This is a genomic window from Pseudomonas sp. BT76 TE3572 (assembly GCF_050435365.1).
GTDB classification, from domain to species: Bacteria; Pseudomonadota; Gammaproteobacteria; order Pseudomonadales; family Pseudomonadaceae; genus Aquipseudomonas; species Aquipseudomonas fluorescens_W.
Window position 1 is genome coordinate 7,040,221 of sequence record NZ_JBNDKE010000001.1, and the last position, 19,063, is coordinate 7,059,283.

16 protein-coding genes and 2 pseudogenes are annotated in these 19,063 nt (G+C 53.6%); 10 read left to right on the plus strand and 8 right to left on the minus strand.

Features of this window, described 5'->3' with window-relative positions; translation table 11 throughout:
- The first annotated feature begins 98 nt into the window (after positions 1-98).
- Positions 99-857, plus strand: coding sequence for a response regulator transcription factor (locus ABH912_RS32225; RefSeq protein ID WP_429512941.1), 759 nt, complete (start codon positions 99-101; stop codon positions 855-857).
- 299 nt (positions 858-1,156) lie between these two features.
- Here ABH912_RS32225 and ABH912_RS32230 read toward each other — a convergent pair whose 3' ends face one another.
- From ABH912_RS32230 to ABH912_RS32250, 5 genes are all read right to left on the minus strand, one after another.
- The gene (locus tag ABH912_RS32230; RefSeq protein ID WP_429512942.1) at positions 1,157-2,404 is read right to left on the minus strand and encodes an aspartate aminotransferase family protein; all 1,248 of its coding nucleotides are present in this window, start codon (positions 2,402-2,404) and stop codon (positions 1,157-1,159) included.
- 102 nt (positions 2,405-2,506) lie between these two features.
- Positions 2,507-3,331: an ABC transporter permease gene (locus ABH912_RS32235; protein WP_429512944.1), complete on the minus strand. Its 825-nt coding sequence runs from the start codon at positions 3,329-3,331 to the stop codon at positions 2,507-2,509.
- Positions 3,332-3,336: 5 nt separating this feature from the next.
- Complete coding sequence (locus tag ABH912_RS32240) at positions 3,337-4,584, minus strand: ABC transporter permease (protein ID WP_429512946.1); 1,248 nt, start codon at positions 4,582-4,584, stop codon at positions 3,337-3,339.
- A gap of 10 nt (positions 4,585-4,594) precedes the next feature.
- Entirely contained in the window at positions 4,595-5,674 is a 1,080-nt protein-coding gene (locus ABH912_RS32245; protein WP_429512948.1) for an ABC transporter ATP-binding protein, read from the minus strand.
- 173 nt (positions 5,675-5,847) lie between these two features.
- Positions 5,848-6,900, minus strand: coding sequence for an ABC transporter substrate-binding protein (locus tag ABH912_RS32250; protein ID WP_429512950.1), 1,053 nt, complete (start codon positions 6,898-6,900; stop codon positions 5,848-5,850).
- A 386-nt stretch (positions 6,901-7,286) separates the two neighbouring features.
- On the opposite strand from ABH912_RS32250, the gene ABH912_RS32255 reads away from it, so the two are divergent.
- Positions 7,287-7,922, plus strand: a complete 636-nt coding sequence (locus ABH912_RS32255) for a cupin domain-containing protein (protein ID WP_429512952.1) — start codon at positions 7,287-7,289, stop codon at positions 7,920-7,922.
- Positions 7,923-8,045: 123 nt separating this feature from the next.
- Here the strand turns inward: ABH912_RS32255 and ABH912_RS32260 are convergent.
- Positions 8,046-8,180 (minus strand): annotated as a pseudogene (locus ABH912_RS32260) (hypothetical protein); the annotation flags it as partial.
- A gap of 743 nt (positions 8,181-8,923) precedes the next feature.
- Here ABH912_RS32260 and ABH912_RS32265 point away from each other — a divergent pair.
- The 3 genes from ABH912_RS32265 to ABH912_RS32275 are packed head-to-tail and all read left to right on the plus strand — an operon-like array spanning position 8,924 to position 12,780.
- Positions 8,924-10,357 (plus strand): aldehyde dehydrogenase family protein, encoded by a 1,434-nt coding sequence (locus ABH912_RS32265; protein WP_429512954.1) that lies wholly within the window; start codon positions 8,924-8,926, stop codon positions 10,355-10,357.
- A 4-nt stretch (positions 10,358-10,361) separates the two neighbouring features.
- Positions 10,362-11,192: a shikimate dehydrogenase family protein gene (locus ABH912_RS32270; RefSeq protein ID WP_429512955.1), complete on the plus strand. Its 831-nt coding sequence runs from the start codon at positions 10,362-10,364 to the stop codon at positions 11,190-11,192.
- Positions 11,179-12,780: a GMC family oxidoreductase gene (locus ABH912_RS32275; protein ID WP_429512957.1), complete on the plus strand. Its 1,602-nt coding sequence runs from the start codon at positions 11,179-11,181 to the stop codon at positions 12,778-12,780. Before ABH912_RS32270 ends, ABH912_RS32275 begins: the two co-directional genes overlap by 14 nt.
- Positions 12,781-13,092: 312 nt before the next feature.
- Here ABH912_RS32275 and ABH912_RS32280 read toward each other — a convergent pair whose 3' ends face one another.
- The gene (locus tag ABH912_RS32280; protein WP_429512958.1) at positions 13,093-13,995 is read right to left on the minus strand and encodes a LysR family transcriptional regulator; all 903 of its coding nucleotides are present in this window, start codon (positions 13,993-13,995) and stop codon (positions 13,093-13,095) included.
- Between the two features lie 103 nt (positions 13,996-14,098).
- Positions 14,099-14,635 carry a 2,4'-dihydroxyacetophenone dioxygenase family protein gene (locus ABH912_RS32285; protein WP_429512960.1) on the minus strand — a complete coding sequence of 179 codons (537 nt, stop codon included), beginning with the start codon at positions 14,633-14,635 and terminating at the stop codon, positions 14,099-14,101.
- Positions 14,636-15,000: 365 nt separating this feature from the next.
- On the opposite strand from ABH912_RS32285, the gene ABH912_RS32290 reads away from it, so the two are divergent.
- The 5 genes and pseudogenes from ABH912_RS32290 (at position 15,001) to ABH912_RS32310 (ending at position 19,033) form a co-directional block, all read left to right on the plus strand.
- Positions 15,001-15,159 carry a hypothetical protein gene (locus tag ABH912_RS32290; RefSeq protein ID WP_429512961.1) on the plus strand — a complete coding sequence of 53 codons (159 nt, stop codon included), beginning with the start codon at positions 15,001-15,003 and terminating at the stop codon, positions 15,157-15,159.
- A gap of 222 nt (positions 15,160-15,381) precedes the next feature.
- Positions 15,382-15,546 (plus strand): annotated as a pseudogene (locus ABH912_RS32295) (MFS transporter); the annotation flags it as partial.
- 343 nt (positions 15,547-15,889) lie between these two features.
- Positions 15,890-16,783: an amidohydrolase family protein gene (locus ABH912_RS32300; RefSeq protein ID WP_429512962.1), complete on the plus strand. Its 894-nt coding sequence runs from the start codon at positions 15,890-15,892 to the stop codon at positions 16,781-16,783.
- Between the two features lie 35 nt (positions 16,784-16,818).
- The gene (locus tag ABH912_RS32305) at positions 16,819-17,793 is read left to right on the plus strand and encodes an alpha/beta hydrolase (RefSeq protein WP_429512963.1); all 975 of its coding nucleotides are present in this window, start codon (positions 16,819-16,821) and stop codon (positions 17,791-17,793) included.
- A gap of 244 nt (positions 17,794-18,037) precedes the next feature.
- Positions 18,038-19,033: a GlxA family transcriptional regulator gene (locus tag ABH912_RS32310; RefSeq protein ID WP_429512964.1), complete on the plus strand. Its 996-nt coding sequence runs from the start codon at positions 18,038-18,040 to the stop codon at positions 19,031-19,033.
- Positions 19,034-19,063 lie beyond the last annotated feature (30 nt).

Here is a 19,063-nt window from a genome sequence, read left to right on the forward strand (position 1 = left end):
TAGACATTAATCAGGTCTCAACCTGTGACACTGCGGTATTATGGCTAGTCGCCGTTAGGGCGGTAATCGCACGAGATAGGTAATCCTAAGGAGTGACAATGACCCCCGCATTGCGAGAGATCGCCTGGCACCGAGCTTTTGGCATTCTCATTGAATCCATCGACCAGCCAGGCTTCTGGCAGGCTGTGGTGAGGCGAGTGGGTGATGTCCTTCATTTTGATAATTGGGTAGCACTGCTTTTTCAGGATGGCCGTCCCCATTTGTTAGCGGAATCTACTGCACCCGGCGGCGGCCCTGACCCACTATTCCAAGACTACTTAAGCGGAATCTATCTGATAGATCCGTTTTACCGTGTGAACTGTGAAGATGCCCGCAGTGGGTTGTTTCAGCTTCGGGACGTTGCGCCGGATTGTTTTGAGGAAACGGATTACTATCAACGCTACTTCCATCTGAATGTGGTAGCCGACGAAATCCAGCTCAACTGCCGTTTGGATGAACGACGTTTAGTCTGCCTGTCGTTCGGATCTCAGCGCAGGATCACTGATGAAGAGGTGGCTTGGCTGACATTGATGCAGCCTTGGTTACTGGCCTTGATGAGGCAACGAATGGCTTACGAGCGGCAAGATCTTGCAGGTGTGGAACCCAATGATGGGCTTGATGGTTTGAGAGCTGCTTTGACTTCGCGAGAGTTCGACATTTGCCAGCTCATGCTGAGTGGGCACTCCAGCAAAGGAATTGCCGACAAGCTTTTAATCTCGGTTGATACAGTGAAAACACACCGACGGCACATTTACAGCAAACTGAACATAAAAACCCAGTCGGAGCTTTTTGCCAGCTTCCTGAATAGTCACACCTAAACGGTAAACCGCATTCTCAAGGCTATGTGCGCGACGATAAAAATGGTCGAATGGGCCGATATATTTCCAATGGCTAGCACACCTGAATGTTGAGCCATTCGAGCTGAAAAAGTGTATTTGTCATGTTTTCGGGCCAAATGGCAGTGGGAAGACCAGTCCAGGCATTCACCCGGGAATGCCTGGAACCGGACGTCTCTGTTGCCAGTGTCGCGATGAGGCTCGGCATAACGCGAACGTCGTACACAAATGGTTGTCACTTATTAGATGGTGAAAGGAGGTCTGAAGGCCTCCTTTCTTGATCAGGCGTTCGCGAATTCAGCGCTTAACTTGGCAGCAGCTTTCTCAAAGGCAACTTTCATTTCTTCGATCACGATGCTGTTGTGCTCAAAGGAAATGTAGATGCGACCGTACGCAGACGGCATGATCAACACTCCTGCTTCGCGCAGCGCAAGGTGCAGGGCCTTGGTGAAGGCAGGGTTCGCTATCTCGACGGCCTGCTCGTATGTCACTGGAGTCGTCATTCCCAGCCACACACCAAACACATTCCCGTAGCCGCTGGTTGAAATGATCACGCCATGCAATTCGAAAATGGTCTCAATCGCAATGCGTAGATCGTTGCCGCGTTGAATGAGCTGCTCGTAGTCGCTGTTATCCAGTTGAGTCAGGGTGCTCGTCATGGCTGCGCAAGCCAGCGGATTACCACTGAAGGTGCCCCCGCGAAGGACTCGGCCTTCTTCAAAGCCTGCCAGGATATGAGGTTTGCCGACGATGGCGGAGACTGGGACACCGTTACCTATCGCTTTGCCGACACTCGCAATATCGGGGCTCAAACCTTCACGCAGCCCTGCCAGACCCGCATACAGCCGGAAGCCCATCAGAACCTCGTCACAAATCACGAGTGCACCGTGTTTATGAGCAATGTCCTGCACATGTTTGAGGTAACCAGGCAATGGCATGATGCAGCCAGCGTTGGCCAGCATCGGCTCAAGGATGACCGCCGCGATGTCATTGTCTTCTTCGAATAGACGCTCTACATCTGCGAAATCGTTGTAGCGGATCAGCGTGGTACGTTCGGTAGACGGACGCTTTCCGTCCTGGAAGCTCGCTTCCTTGGAGGTGACGTTGCCGTGGCTGACATCATCGAACCAGCCATCGAAACCGGCAGCCATCTTGGCAATTTTTCCACGGCTGGTATAAGCCCGAGCTGCACGGCAGGCGAGGTGCACAGCTTCGCTACCGGAGTTAGTGAAGATCACCTTCGAGAGCTCGCCGGTATGTTTGGCCAGTTCAGTCGCGGCTCCATGCTCACGGACATGAGCCCAGGATGGCGCCGCACTGTCGCCTAATGCTTCAGTAACTGCAGCATTTACCGAGTCGTTCGAGTGGCCAAGCAATACCGCACCAAAGCCCAGCGCGGTATCGATGTATTTGCGACCTTTGTCATCCCAAAGGTACGCGCCTTTGCCTTTGCTAATGAACAGTTTTTCACCATTCAGGTCAGGCAGGATACGAGCAGCACTGGAAACATCACCAACTAAATTAGGCATAAAAACCTCTGAATTTTGACAGTAGTTAGCCGTCCCGGGTATTGGTCCCGAGAGGGGTTTTACGTAGCTTTTAACGAGCCTGAATAGGCTACGTGTGCCTTCTTATTCTTGTTTTATCTTCATTTTCTCGTTGCGACGGCGGAGTAACTCCAGTGTCAGCAACATCAATACGGACAGGATGACCATGATGGTGGCGACAGCCGCGATGTTTGGACTGATGTTCTCTCTGATACCCGAGAACATCTGAAGCGGAAGCGTTCTTTGCGACGGGCTGGCCAGGAAGAGAGTGACCACCACTTCATCGAAAGACGTGGCAAACGCGAACAGTCCTCCCGAGATCACCCCAGGGGCAATCAAAGGCAACACGACCTTAAAAAAGACCGTGAGCGGCGGGGCGCCAAGACTGGCAGCTGCTCTGCTCAGATTGGTGTTGAAGCCCTGCAAGGTCGCGTTAACCGTGATAACTACGAAAGGGACACCCAGCATCGCGTGCGCCAGTACCAATCCAATGTAGCTATTGAGCAACTGCAGTTTGGCGAAGAAGAAGTACAGACCTACTGCGACAATGATCAGAGGCACGATCATTGGCGAGATAAGGAAGGCCATAACCACGTTTTTGAACGGGAAGTTGCCCCGACATAAGCCAACGGATGCCATCGTCCCGAACACCATCGCCAGCAAGGTGGCGCCTGGAGCGATGATGAAGCTGTTCTTGAATGCTTGGCGCCATTCTTGAGACGACGTCAGCTCTTCATACCAACGGAAGGAGAAGCCATCCATTGGATATGTGAGAAAAGACGACGAATTGAACGATAAAGGAATGATCACCAGTATCGGAACAATCAAAAACAGCAGTACAAGGATTGAGGTAGAGACCAATCCAAACCTGGCCAGTTTCTCTGCTGAGGAAGCGTAAGGCTGCAACATGTCGATTACCTCGCCTGGGTTTGGTTGGTGAGCTTTCCGTACACCACATAGAGCAGCAGTGTTGCGATCAGCAGCAGGCTACCTAGCGCCGATGCCATGCCCCAGTTGACGGTTTTGTTGGTGTAGAACGCGACGAAGTAACTGACCATTTGATCCGCTGCACCACCTACCAACGCTGGCGTCACGTAGTAACCAATCGCCAGAATGAAGGTGAGCAAACCACCGGCTGCCAGACCCGCGAAGGTCTGGGGGACATACACTCGCCAGAAGGCAACGAAAGGGTGTGCCCCAAGAGAAATGGCGGCGCGAACATAGTTCGAAGGAATGCTTTTCATCACGCTGTAGAGCGGCAAAATCATGAACGGCAGAAGGACATGAGTCATCGCGATGATTACGCCAGTCCTGTTGAAAACAAGCTGGACAGGTGCGTCCACAATCCCCAGGAACATGAGCGAGCGGTTGATCAGACCATCTGACTGCAACAGTACGATCCACGCTGCTGTGCGAACAATCAGAGATGTCCAGAAGGGCAGCAAAACGCAGATCATCAACAGATTGCTTTTACCCTCTGGCAAAGTGGCCAGCCAGTAAGCGACTGGAAAACCGAGTAACAGGCAGAGGATCGTTACAACGCCGCCGATGTAGAAGGTGCGTGTGAAAATATCCAGGTAAATCGATTGGTTCGGCTCTGCTTTGACAATGCTGCCGGTGGCGGAATCAACACGATGATCAAGGGCTGCAAGCAAGAAATAAGGCGTCAGCTTCGACGATGCCTGCTTCAGGGCCTTCCAATAGTTCACGTCTCCCCAAGCACTGTCCACCGCGATCAGCGCCTCACGCTTAGACGTTGCGGTGCTGTCCGGGAGCTTGCGCAGTGTCTTGGTGATAACGGTTCGGTAGGCAGGGATTTCGTAACTCAAGCGTTTTGTAAGCGCTCCGATCTGACCGCTCTCTTTTGCGCTGGCCAGGTCTTGTACCAAGGCATCGAAAGTGCCCTCGCTTGGCAGCGAGGTAGCGTCCCAGGATTCGAGCGCCAGTGTTGTTGCAGGCATGGCGCTATGCACGTCGGGGTTGTCCACGCTTCGAGTAAGCATGGTGCCGATAGGGAAGGCAAAGCATACGAGTACGAACAGAAACAGCGGCGCGATGAGCGCTAGCGATTTCATTTTGTATGAACGTTCGGATTTTCTAAGCTTGGCTCTAAGATCTGTCGCTTCGGCCTTGCCTGAAAGAATTACTGCTGACTGACTCATGATCGGCAACTCAGTGTGTGGTCACGTCCAAGGCACGAATGTGCTCTGGCGCCCAGGAAATGGAAATCGAGCTACCTACGGTCCAGCTGCTATCCATTTGCGAGGCAGGAAGCTTGATCATGAAATTCGGTTGCCCTGCAATTTCAGTAATCATTCGAACGTGGTCACCCAGGTAGATGTACTCCTGAATGCGAGCGGTCAAAGGCGTACTGCCAGCCGGCCCAACCACAACGCGCTCTGGTCGAATGCAAAGCGCGACCTGATCTCCAGGCTTGGCTCCAACTACCGATATCGCCCGGATCAAGCTGCCGTCAGCCAGGCGTGCGATGGTGTGACGTTCGTCTCTGGAAACAAACGTTGCGATCAGGGTGTTGTTTTCACCGATGAACTGAGCCACGAAGCTTTTGGTCGGGGACTCATAAATTGCTGCCGGGCTGTCGATCTGTTGGATCACGCCATCATTGAAGACAGCGACACGGTCGGACATGGTCAGAGCTTCGCTTTGGTCGTGTGTCACGTAAACAACGGTCAGTCCGAGCTGCTTGTGGAGGTGTTTGATTTCCAGTTGCATGTGTTCGCGCAACTGTTTGTCCAGGGCACCCAGTGGTTCATCCATCAATACAAGTTTGGGTTCAAATACCAGGGCACGGGCCAACGCGACCCGCTGTTGTTGACCACCCGACATTTGAGCGGGGTAGCGTTTTGCGAAGTCGGTGAGCTTCACCATGTCCAATGCACGGCGAACTTTTTCCTTTCTGTCGACGCTGTTCATTTTGCGGACGGAGAGCGGGAAGGCGAGGTTTTGCTCGATCGTCATGTGAGGAAACAGTGCGTAATTCTGAAACACCATGCCGATATCGCGCTTGTGCGGCGGTAGGTTGTGAAGCGGCTTGTCTTTCAGAAAAATCTCGCCGTGCGTCGGTGTTTCGAAACCGGCCAACATCATGAGACTCGTGGTCTTACCGGAGCCCGATGGGCCGAGTAGCGTCACGAATTCGCCCTCTTTGATATCAAGGTTCAGATCCTTGACGACGGGCCGAAAACCATCGTAGGTTTTCTGGATGTTTTTGAAGCTGACCAAGTGATTCATGTGGCATCCCTCATTCGGGAGTAGGCAGAAATAATCTTCGCTACTCATCCGCCTATTCATTCAAAAAAAGAGAAGCAATCGTTATTTGTTCAAGTCGCAGGTTGGAACTAGGTCTTGCTGGTAGTTGACCTGCCACCTAGTAACTGGTGGCAGGAGCAACCTAGGTGGATCGGTTACTTCTGGGCGATCCAAGCGTTGAAGCGCTCGGTCAGTGGTTCAGTGTTTTCGACCCAGAACTCGACATCCAGAGGCACCGATTGAGCAAGGTTCTCTGGGGTTGTTGGCAGGTCAGCTTTCAACTCCGCCGGTACATGTTCGTTGGCGTTTTTGTTGGTCAGGCCGTAAGCGATGAACTTCGGCAGCTTTGCCTGGTTTTCAGGTTTGCTGGCATAGCCAATGAAGTCCATGGCGGCTGCTTTGTTCTCGCTGCCTTTGAGGACAGTCCACGAGTCGATGGCCGAAACGCTGCCATTCCACAGGAACTTGAAGTGCTTGCCCTCGTTGCGGTTGAAACCGGTGATGCGGCCGTTGTAGGCAGAACTCATGACAACGTCACCCGCAGACAGCATTTGCAGCGGCTGTGCGCCGGCTTCCCACCAGACAATGCTTGACTTGATCTCGTTGAGTTTGTTGAAGGCTCGGTCGACACCTTCTGGAGTGCGCAGCACGTCGTAGACTTCGGCTGGTTTTACACCGTCTGCAATCAACGCAAATTCAAGAGAGTATTTTGGGCCCTTACGCAGACCACGTTTCCCTGGGAATTTCTTGGTATCGAAGAAGTCGGCCCAAGAAGTTGGAGTGGCCTTCAGTTTGTCGCCATCCCAGGCCAGACCGGTGTTCCAAACGATGGCGCCCACGCCGCAATCGTTCACGGCTTCGGGGATGAAATCGGATTTGTTACCGACCTTTGCCCAGTCAATTTTTTCGTAGAGGCCGGAGTCGCATCCGAGAGCCAGATCCTCGGCTTCGACTTCAACGACATCCCAGTTCGGTGTTCCTGCTTTTACTTTTGCGTCGAGGACACCGACGCCGCCATCCCAACTTTGGTCGAGGACGTTTTTTGCGATCTGTTTTCCGAATGGCGCGAAAAATATCTCACGTTGTGCATCCTGAAAATTTCCTCCCCAGGAAACGATCGTGAGGTCACGGGCGTTGGCAGCTTGTGAAGCTGCAATCCCAACGAGGGCAAATCCAAGTGCTGCTACAGCGTGGCATGGCTTGTGCATTTTAAACCTCGACGCAGGTTGTTGTGTGGTGTTGGTAAAAATTTTTACCACTCGAAAATAACCTAGGCAAGTTTTATTTTTGTAACGTCGAAAAATCTTCAATCGCCCGGATTAACGGTAAGCGGTTGTTTTTTAACGCCTAAAATTTGTGATTTTGAGCATTAGGTGGTCAGATATTGGTGGTTTTTTTTTGCTGGCTAAGGGTTTTTGTCATGGGCGAGCAATCTTGAAATCGTGTTACTTTGCTTCCCTAGGGGCGCATTGCATGGTGCGAAACAACCCAAATTGGTGCGTATGATTCGTGTTGGCTTCAAAGAGAGTGGGCAGTTCAAGTCATCGAATTGAAGTTTGGCCCCCTCGGGTGCCGTTTATCTGAGGATTTAACCGTGATAGAAACATCGGCGATTGGTCGAAGCCCCCATGCTCCAGAAGTGCCATCTGAAGACCCTTCAGAAATCCAGGAGACTGCTTCGGTGGGTGCGAGACTGAAAGCATTGCGACAAAGTCGCGGGCTTTCGATTCGAGGGTTGGCTGAGCAGGCCGGAGTTCCTCATGCCACGCTTTCGATCATCGAACGAGATAAATCCAGCCCGTCCGTAAGTATTTTGAAGCGCTTGCTACGCCCTCTGAATGTCACCCTTAGTGTGTTTTTTTCAGATTCGGCAGTTGTAGATCGGGCCGTTTTCTACAAGGCCGATGAATTGGTGGAGCTTGCTGATGGCAAGAAACTCTCCTATCGACAGGTGGGAGCGAACCTGGCGAACAGCTCCATGATGATCCTGCACGAGCGGTACGAGCCTGGAGCTGACACTGGGCAAGAGGGTGAGGAACTTTATTCCCACGAGGCCGAGGAGGGCGGAATCATCATCGAGGGCAAGCTTGAAATGACCGTTGGGGATGAAGTGCGAGTCCTTTCGGTGGGTGATGCTTACTACTTCGACAGCAGACTCCCGCATCGCATGCGCAATCCTTTTGACGAGGTTTGTATCGTGGTGAGTGCGGTTTCTCCCCCAACGTTCTGACCGATCTACTTCCTTGAGTTATCGGGTGTTTGTCTGCACGCACGCCAATTGGCTGCGCGTGCAGGCACCAGGCTTGATCCCATAAGCATCCTCCCCTGTGTTCTTACTCCGCTCGGAGCTTTCGGCTGCGGCGATAGCATTGGATGAGCCTACGAATAGGCCCGCTCCAATAACACCACCGATAGAGATCATCGTGACCTGTTGGCTTTTTAAGCCGCTCCCTGGCTTGTCGTTAGCTAACTGTTTGTTTTTACGCATCGGCTGGTACCACGGCACAAAGACTAATTTTTCTTGTATTGATCGATTCAAGACGATCATGACCGCCTACGGTACTTCGTATGCTGCATGGAGATTAGGTCGCGCCGATTCATATTCGGTGTGAATGCTCGTCACAGACGGGAGGGCGAATGAGCTTGAAGAGGTCATTCAAGGCGACTCATATTGATGATGGCTTTGAGGTGTCTGTGACGCAAAGGCATATTGGTATAGATGTTAGATGGCATGAGTTCAAGTCGTCGCAGGATTAAACTTTTGCTCTATTGCTGATTTATCAATGAGCGCGCGTATCGGGATTTTGTCGTTTAGATCTGAGTAAGCACTGTGAGCTTAATCTAAGTAGTTACAGGCCAAATTTTTTAGTGCGAGCTCTTTCATTCGTTGTATGGAAGAGATGGCAACATCCTTCCGTTCTTGTTCTTCATACCGGGTATGAACTGTAGGCACAGCTAGGCCGTAGACAGTAATGGGGGCGGGGGGGTAAGGTTTTATTCAATACTTGAGATGCTTGCAAGGCCATTATCACGGCAGCCTGAATAATTTGTGAAAGCTCACTGGCTCGAATGTAATTCATTGGCCTCATTTTGTTAGAGCCAAAATGTATTTCGGTTATTGCGAGGCGTGGCTGGCTCAGCTTGTTACGTGCTTGTTGATTGATCTGCGCTGACGAAAGTCATATTTACCCTTCAGTTCACCTACATCAATATCAGTGTCTGGGAGAATGCATGAATAAGAATTTTATTGCCGGAGAGTGGCTCGAAGGCGCCGATATCAACCTGAATATCAATCCTTCCGATACTAATGATGTGGTCGGTGAGTACGCGCGCGCTGATGCTTCTCAAGCTGCGATGGCTGTTGATGCGGCTTTTGAGGCGGCTCCGAACTGGGCTCGATCTACCGCCGAGGTGCGAGGTGACGCGCTCGACCGCATTGGCACTGAGATTTTGGCTCGTCGTGAAGAGTTGGGCCGATTGCTCGCGCGCGAGGAAGGGAAAACCCTGCTTGAGGGTATTGGTGAAGTGGTTCGCGCCGGCAGGGTTTTTAAGTTTTTTGCGGGCGAAGCATTACGCCTTTCGGGCGAACGCCTGGCATCCATTCGCCCTGGCGTTGAGGCAGATGTACGGCGCGAGCCAGAGGGCGTGGTCGGCATCATCACTCCCTGGAACTTCCCTATCGCAATCCCAGCCTGGAAGATCGCCCCTGCACTGGCGTTCGGTAACGCAGTCGTTTTCAAACCAGCTGATCTGGTGCCTGGCAGTGCGTGGGCACTGGCGGAAATTATTGTTCGCGCAGGTGCGCTGCCCTCCGGAGTGTTCAATCTGGTCATGGGGCCCGGCTCGAAAGTGGGTGATGTCTTTGCGAAGTCTAAAAAAGTACGTGCTTTGACATTCACAGGTTCCACTGGAACAGGTCGTAGTATTGGTATGACCTGCATGGAGCGCGGTGCCAAAGTCCAGCTGGAAATGGGCGGCAAAAACCCGCTCATTATTTTGGATGACGCAGATCTCAATCAGGCAGTTGAAGTAGCTGTCTCCGGCTCATTCTTCTCTACAGGCCAGCGATGCACCGCCTCCAGCCGATTGATTGTCCAGGATGGCATACACGATCAATTTGTTGAGGCTGTGATCAAGCGTCTCTCTTCGCTCAAGGTTGACCACGCATTGTCTGAAGGCTGTGACATGGGCCCTGTCGTGTCACAGGCGCAGCTCAAGCAAGATTGCGATTACATCAAGAGCGCCCAGGAAGAGGGTGGGAAACTCGCTTACGGCGGCGAGATGCTGATAAGGGACACACCAGGCTTCTACCTTTCTCCGGCGTTGATCACTGAAACCACTAACCAGATGCGTATCAACCGGGAGGAAGTTTTCGGCCCGGTGGCGAGTGTCATCCGCGTTAAGGATTACGAGGAGGCAGTCACACTGGCTAACGACACCGAATTCGGATTGTCATCCGGGATTTGCACCACTTCTCTCAAGCACAGCTCGGACTTTAAGCAACGGTCTACCGCCGGCATGGTGATGGTCAACGTCCCGACGGCAGGAGTGGACTACCACGCACCTTTCGGCGGTCGCAAAAACTCAAGCTATGGGTCTCGCGAGCAAGGTGGGTACGCAAAGGAATTTTATACCTCCGTCAAAACCACCTACACATTGGCCTGAACTCATGGAAAATAAAAACAAGATCAGTGGTACCACACGGGTATACGCGATCATCGCTGACCCCATCCATCATGTGCAGACACCAGGTGCGATGAACCGCCTGTTCACTGAGCGCGGTGATGATCGGGTAATGGTGCCATTTCATGTCAGCACAGAAGGTCTCCACGGCGTTGTTGCAGGACTGCGCGGAATACAAAGCCTGGATGGATTCATCGTTACGGTGCCGCACAAATCTGCAATCGTTGAGCTATGCGATTCTGTGTCAGATGCTGCGCGACTCGTAGGTGCGGTCAACGTCGTGAGACGCAACGAAGATGGAAGCCTGCATGGCGACATTCTGGATGGTGCGGGTTTCTTGGCAGGTCTACGTCAACGGGGCGTAGTGCCGACCGGCATGTCGGTCTACTTGGCAGGTGCTGGGGGCGCAGCAAAGGCAATCGCGTTCGCTCTCGCCGCTGCAGGCGTCAGAAAAATCACCATCTTCAATCGCACCACATGCAAGGCAGAGGCGCTTATCCAAAGACTCGCCACTGTCTTCCCTGCTGTGGAATTGTGTGTCGGCTCAGATGATCCATCTGGCCATGATTTGGTAGTGAACAGCACATCCCTTGGTCTCTCTGTGGATGACATTCTGCCCTTGAATGTGGCGTTGCTTACCTCATCGCAAATTGTCGCAGAAATCATTATGAAACCTGCGATCACTCCCCTGTTGGCAGCCGCAACTGAAAAGGGTTGTCGAGTGCTTGATGGAATGCCAATGCTGCTTTGCCAGATAGAGTTGATGGCTGCGGCGATGGCGACTAATAAGAACGAGCAAAATCATGAGTACATTTGATTACGTCATTGTTGGTGGCGGCACTGCAGGCTGCATCCTCGCCAATCGGCTCACTGCTTCCGGCAAATACAAAGTTTTGGTGCTGGAGGCGGGGGGTGAACCGAACGGTTTTTGGATTCCTATTCCTGCTGGCTTCACCAAACTGCTAGTGGACAAGCGATACAACTGGCGATTTAAGACCCAGGCCGAGGCGAACACGCGCGGAAGGGAAATTTCCGTACCCCGTGGTAAGGGCCTCGGCGGATGTACCCTCATTAACGGGATGATCTATGTGCGTGGGCAGCCAGGGGATTATGACGCTTGGGAGTCCACAGGGGCGAAGCAGTGGAATTTCGCCACGCTCAAGCCCTACTTCAAAAAATTCGAGACTTATGCTCAAGGCGATGACTCGCGTGGGCATGAAGGCCCGATGCATATTCAACAGGTTGCAGAGCGCTATCCCGTGTCGGACGCCTTCCTGGAGGCAAGCATTCAAGATGGACACCGACACAATAAAGATTACAACGGCGACGATCAGACGGGATTTGGTTACTACCAGGTTGCCCAGCACAAGGGGCGGCGCTGGAGCGTTGTGGACGGCTATCTCAAACCGGCAAGAGCACGCGCTAACCTGCATATCGAGACCAACGCACATGTGTTGCGCCTCGAACTTGAAGGCTCACGTTGCACTGGTATCACTTACCGTCAAGGCGGTCGCGAGGTCACTGTCAGTGCCCGACAGGATGTCATTCTGTGTGCCGGAGCCATTCAATCGCCGCAAATCCTGGAGTTGTCGGGAATCGGGCGACCTGATGTGCTAGACAAGGCTGGCATCCCACTCAAGCACCGTCTTGATGGTGTTGGGGAAAATTACATTGATCACTTTGCCACCCGTATGAACTGGCGGCTGAAGAACACGGTGACTCTCAACGAGCTGGCACGCGGATGGAGGCTTGGTCTTGCCGTGGCTGAGTACTTCACCAAGCGCACGGGAATTCTTACACTGGGTACCGGTTTGGTTCATGGTTTTGTGAAGACCAAGCCTGAAATGCCTACGCCGGATGTGCAATATTTCGTCGTACATGCAAGCTATGCGAATGCCGCCGAGCGAATTTTGGACAAGCACCCAGGCTTCACGATTGGAGTCAGTCAGCTACGTCCTAAGTCTCAGGGCAGCATTCACATCCAATCAAAGGATCCTGATGTCATGCCGGCGATTCGTCCGAATTTTCTGACCGAGGACGAAGACTGTACGAGTCTGATTGATGGCATGAAAATCGCGCGAAGAATTATGGAACAGCCGGCGATGAGTGCATTCGTCGATGCAGAAACCAGTCCGGGCTCCGAAACCAGGAGCGATGAAGATTGGCTCGAATTTGCACGAGACAATGGCCAGACGATTTATCACCCCATCGGCACCTGCAGGATGGGAGAGGACGAGGGCGCCGTGGTCGACTCACAGTTGCGAGTCCATGGCCTAAGTGGTCTTCGTGTCGTCGATGCCTCGGTCATTCCATCAATGATCTCCGGCAACATCCAAGGTGCGGTAATGGCTGTTGCTGAGCGTGGGGCCGACTTGATACTTGGCTCCGCGCCAATTCATTACTGAGAGCAGGCTCGCCACAGCAATGCTTGAAGTACCACTAAGCATTGCTGTGGTGTTGTGTTCCATGGATGTTTAATCCCGGAACGATGGGGGCCGCAGTCAAGCGCTGAAGGTCTTTAGCACAGACAGATATTGATAGCGTGTGGTATACGCAAGGTCGTAATTACGACCGCTTACCATTGGGTCGAACAGTTTTACCAGCGCTCCGGATTTGAGTTCGTCCTGCACCAGAATGTCGGGAACCAGCTCGATAACCGCCTCGCTTTTTCGCGTGAGGCTGGATGGTAAATGGGGCACGCTGTTTCTAGGCGATGCCTATATGGCCCAGGGTTGCTCGGCAATTTTGCTCTCAAGAAAGTCACGAAAAACCCTGATCCTCGGACTGAGGTGTTTGCGGTTTGAGTACACCAAGTAGATGGGTTCCTTTTCATCCAGGGCGTACTCCTCAAGCAATGGGATCAGGCGCCCGTTCCTGATATCCGCCCCGATATGGAATTGCGCAAGCTTCACGATACCTGCGCCCGATAGTGCCATCTGACGCAGAAGGTCGCCCTGGGCAAAAGACGCTTTTGCGCTGACAGGGATCAAGGTCTTGTGGTTGTCGATTTCGAACTCCCAGTTATTCCATGCGCTTTTGAAACTGAAGTTAAAGCAGTCGTGGTTCACAAGGTCTTGTGGGTGATTGGGCCTACCGCAACGCTCGATATATTCCGGCGAGGCGCAGATGACCCATGCACTTTCACCCACCTTTCTGGCAATCCGTGATGAGTCGGGTAAGACACCGCTGTGGATGGCTATATCTAGACCCTGTTCAAATTGGTCGATGTATTGGGGGCCAACTTGAATGTCGACGCTCAGGGCAGGGTATGTGGCAAGGAACTCTGGTAGCCAGGGCAAAATTTGATGCTTGGCGAAGGTTGTCATCGTATGGATGCGCAGAGTTCCGCTAACGCGCGTAGGGAACGCTTCAGCCAGGGAGTCTGCCTCTGCCATGGCGTTGACCACTTCCCGCGCACTGACCAGGTAAGCAGCACCTTCTTCAGTGAGTGTGAGATTGCGAGTGCCTCGCTGGAACAGGCGAGCTTGCAGCCGATCTTCAAGGCGAGTGATGAGCTTGCTGATGGCCGAGGGTGTCAGTCCATTTGAGCGCGCTGCTGCAGAAAAATTTCCGTGCTCGGTGGCCCAAATGAAGGCCAACATCTGCGAGTAATTGTCCATTGATCTACCTTGTCGGCGGGTTTTTCAAAAATCAGCGTGCCACCTTTCTGGGGCTGAAACAACAAGCGCGCCATAGGCGCGCTTATGATCTTCAGATCACTGATCAGCGAATAAATTGCTCGATATAGTCGTCAGGTAGACCCAGCTCTTTGTAGTGCTTGCGGGCTGCTTCAAGTTTGGTGAAAACGTCTTCGTAGCCGACCGCCACACCTTGTGGATCGACATAGGTGTATCCGCCCTGGACGTGGAACCAGGTGATCATTTCTTCAACGTCTTGCGGAACGAAAAGGGTATGGGTTTCGCCTGGAGGCTCATACGCAAAGGAGCCTTCGGATGCGACCCAATCATGCTCCAGGTAATACCAGCGGCCCTTGAGCACGATGGCGTGAACGCCGCCGGTGTGGCGATGGCGGGACAGCACGCCGGCCTGGCGTACGCGGAGCAGGTTGATGTAGTAACCGCCAGTGACGCTCAGCAGCAATGGCTTGAAGGAGACGGAGCCGGTGACAGGTACCCACAGCTTGTCGTCTTCCAGCCAGTTCGTCAGGACGCCTGGGTGCACCATGTCTGGCGACATGAATGGAACCTGAGGCAGTTGATAGGGGATCGCAAGTTCATCAGGCTTCGGTGCAGAGCTCATTTATGGTTTCCACGGCTAGGTTAGTGGGGCCCTAGTGGTGTCTTGAGGGCTTGAACCAAAGAGTAAGGCAGCAAGACAGGCGGAAAAAGACGGAAAACTTCACACTAAGTGTGAACGCTCGTCACAGTTTGAAGGGGCGGATTATGGGATTTTGGGTTGCGGATTGATTGGACAGTTCGGGTTGAATACCTAAGCCGTGTTGACTCCTACGCCGAATTGACCCATGTGCTGACGCAAGTCTGACCCATCTTCAATTCAGCACAAATCCAGCAAAGGTAATAGTTCGCGAGAAATCAGTCTGGGTCAGTGACGTCTTAGCAACTGGGTCAATTCGGCGTCGGTATCAACAGGACGATATTCTGAGTTTGGCGCTGGGGCCGGAAGGGCGGGGGATCTTTCCCAAGCTCGCGCTTCAGACCTGTCAGCGCGTGTATGTGATCGATGGCGGTCGCATTGCACTCGAAGGACAAGCGGACGAGTTGCTGCACAACGAACAAGTGCAGAAAGTCTACCTCGGCGAGTAAATCGTACGCCTGCCGAAAAGCCATCGGATGTCATCCACCTCAGCGCAGGTAGCCCCTCGTGCTGGCGTGGCTGGCTTTGTCGCCCCGTCTTTGTGAGTCATTCTCCAATGATTGCTCAGCTCTCGCCGAGCCTGACCAAACCTGATTACAGTGGTTTCTTGTGGTTTTGAAAAGGGATGGATTCAAGGGGAGGTGGGCATGGATTACGCCATTCGCACCGTATTGGCGACGGACACGCCCACCTATTATGTTTTGCTGATGGCAGGCGGTTACCTGTTGTAGATCTGGCGCGCTGGAGGTGTGCTTGCGAGCTTGAGTTCGCTGGCCGTATTGAGCGTGCAGTTGGTCTCGCTGCTAATTCGACTGGTATGCAAAGAACGGCGCTGACCCAGTGACAGGTTCAGCCGTGCACGCTGCCTGGGCACTCGAAGATCGCGATACACAACTCGTCTCTGATCATGTGACACATCAATTTTTCGCCATCCGCTTGACGGACTGCCGACCCATTGACCTCTGCGGTCTTTATTTTCATGACTCCAGAACCTTTCCAGGGCTTTAAAAGAGAATCCCGGGGGTACTTCGCCGCTACTCAGTCAGACGCCGATTGCCAAAGCCTGCGTGCTGAAAAAAATGCGCATGGCGAAATTTTGATACTACACGTCGAGTTGGCGGGAGCGACGAAGCACTGACGACGATTATTGTTTTCGCACAAAAGCAGGAAACAATAATCATGCTGCCGTTGATCAAAAGAATAGACAGTCACGTTCATTTTTATACATCGCAAGACCTGCGCCGAGTGGCTGGTTCGCTGCCCTATGCGTTACCTGCTCCGCATCCGCTGACTGCTTATCTGGATACATTGATCGATGCCGGAATTGCTCCGACGCTCCTCAATAACGTCCATTTGAGCATTCTGCCGGATTCAGAAAACGTATTTGCTTCATTTGACGAACTCAAGCATCTCCAGGCGGCCAACCCTCTACGCTATGGGGACGTCAAATTGGTGGGGACGATCAAGGCAGAGCCTGCTTACGCCACACAAGAACGTCTCTCGCACCCGCAGGTGGTTGGCGCCCGAATCGTTCTGCACGATGCAAGACCTGAAACGGTTTCCGATACGCAATTAAGCGATGGGCGGTGGGCGGCGTTTTATCGCCGCTTGCTACCACGCCAGCATCTGCACATTTACGCGAAAGAAGCCGAGACGAATCTGCGCGTATTGCGCCAGATCCCTCGCGATGTGCGGGTCATTATCGATCACTTGGGCACTTGTCACAGCGAGCGTGACATCACTGAGCCGGCTTACATCGCGCTACTCACTGAAGCCAGAGAACGAGGCAACGTGTGGTTCAAGGGCCCTGGCTATCGCACTTGCATCAATCCCGAGGAAACAGCTCGTTTCGTGACGCAAATTGTTTGCGCAGTCGGCGCGGACAAGATTCTTCTGGAAGCAACGGATGCACCTCATGTTGGAACTGACAACAAGGGAGTGCCGTATTCCAACCTCTTCAATCTGGACAAGGCTTTCAACTTTGTGGATGCCGTTGCCCAGCATGTTTCCAAAGAAACCCGAATTCCTGTTGGCCAACTTCTGCGAGGAGCATCTGGCCAATTGGTAAGTTGATCTACGCCCACGCTCCCACTTCGAGATAACCAGCAATGACGAACATTACAACAAAAGACATCAACTTCACCGTCAAGTATGGCGATGAAACCCTGAGCCTCAAAGGCACGGTATTTCAGCCAGAACAACTCGACGCCGCGGCGCAAAAACTGCCACCGGTCATCTTCAACTCCGGCTTCACCGGCGGGGTCACGATGTACGGCCAACTGTTCGGTCGCGCCCTGGCAGGCCTGGGTTATCGCGTCATGACCTACGACGTGGCAGGCTTTTTTTCCAACAAGCACATCCGTAACACCATCGAGTCGGGCGACAAGGTCATCACCAACGTCATCCTCGAAGACCAGAAAGATGAAGTGCTCGGTGCCGTTGAATGGGCGCGCGAGAATTTCGGTGAGATGCCGGTGGTTGCATCGTGGGCGATGGGCTCGGTGGCAAGCCTCGGTGCAGTGGCTGAACTGGCCGCGGCCGGCGGTGAACAGATCCGCTTCTGGGTGCCGATGAGCTACACCAACATCCGCAAACTGCAAGCCTTGCGCGCTGATCAGGCCGCAGCTGACGCGGCCATCGGGCAACTCGCGGATGACGCGCCGATCCCTCCGTTCGACACCGGTACTGATGCAACCCGTCTCGGTTACTACCCGCTGGATCCTGAAACTCAGGCTTATGTCGATCAGCAACTGGGCGGCTACACCGAAGCGGGCGGTGCGGACCGTTGGCCCGGCTGCACCTACGTGACGGCGAAGTCCTACAAGTCCTACGTGGCGTATGACCCGGAGCAGTCCATCGAAAGTGCAAAGGGCTTCCCGCCTGCGCTGATCATCCACGGCGCCGACAATACCTTGCACATGCCGTCGGAGTCTGTGCGTCTGCACCAGAACTATCCGGGCGATGCCGGCCCGAACGCGCTGATCATTTCGCACATGCAACATGGCCAGCAGAATCAGGTCGACAGCCCTGTGTTCAAGTCGATGATCCAGAGCATCGACGAAGCCATCCGCGCGCGCGGCTGATCCGCTCGCCATTTTCCTGCGAGACCTCGGGCGTCGAAGTCTCGCAGCGATTTCCAGCATCGCGGGGTGTGTTCCTCCCGTTGTCCTGATCTGTCGTAACGTTTCGGCATGGCTCGTTCGCTGTCTCAACGATTCAATCTGGCTGAATGCGTGCCCAATCCCTAACATGGCGGGTGCAAAGCCACTTCTTCGGGTGGCCCAGGCTGTTCACTTGAATGGCTGCCCCCCATGAAAGGATCTGGCGATGACAGCCCCCAGTGAGTCAGCGACGTCTGTGAATAGCCACGCAACCAAGCGAATCGGACTGTTGATTCTCCCTCAGTTCTCCATGATGGCCCTGGCGGGTGCCAGCGAGCCTTTGCGCGCGGCCAACCGGCTGTCCGGCAAAGCGCTTTATGAGTGGACCCTGCTCACGGAGTCGGGCGGACCGGTCAGCTCCAGCAGCGGTATCGAAATCCAGACCGTGCCGATTGATCAGGCGCCGGAACTGGATCGCGTTTTTGTCCTGGCGAGCCTGGACATCGAACATCAGAAACCACCCAAAATGCTGCGCTTCCTGCAGCGCGCAGCGTCCCGCGGGATCACCGTCGGCGCACTGAGCACCGGCACTTTCATCCTCGCACGCGCCGGGTTACTGGAAGGCAAGCGCTGCACCTTGCACTGGGAGTCCATCGGCCAGTTTTCGGAGGAATTCCCCACGATCGAAGTCACCAGGGAGCTGTACGTCAACCATGGCAACCGCTGGACGTGTGCCGGGGGGACGGCGGCCATCGACCTTATGCTGGCACAAATCGCCCTTGATTTCGGTAACCCGCTCGCGGCGAGCATTGCCGAGCAATTTCTGCACGCCAGGATACGCGCACCGGAAGAGCATCAGCGGATGTCGATCCAGTGGCGGTTCGGCATTCACGATCGCAGGCTGACAGCCGCCATCGCCTTTATGGAGAACAATCTGGAGAACATAGTCGGCATCGAAGAGATCGCCGACCGTTGCAATCTGTCCCACCGTCAACTCGAACGGCTGTGGCATCAGCACTTCGGCATGACGCCGAAGAAATTCTATCTGGAGGTCAGGTTGAATGAAGCACGCCGGTTGCTGCGTGAAAGCACCCAGCCCATTGCGTCCATTGCCTACGGCTGTGGGTTCGTCTCAGCGTCACATCTGGGTGCTGCTTACCGTCGCGTCTGGGGATGTACGCCCGGTGAAGAACGGCGGAAATTTGATGATGCCCACTCCTGATTTCAGTCATTGAGTGCATGGGTCAACAAA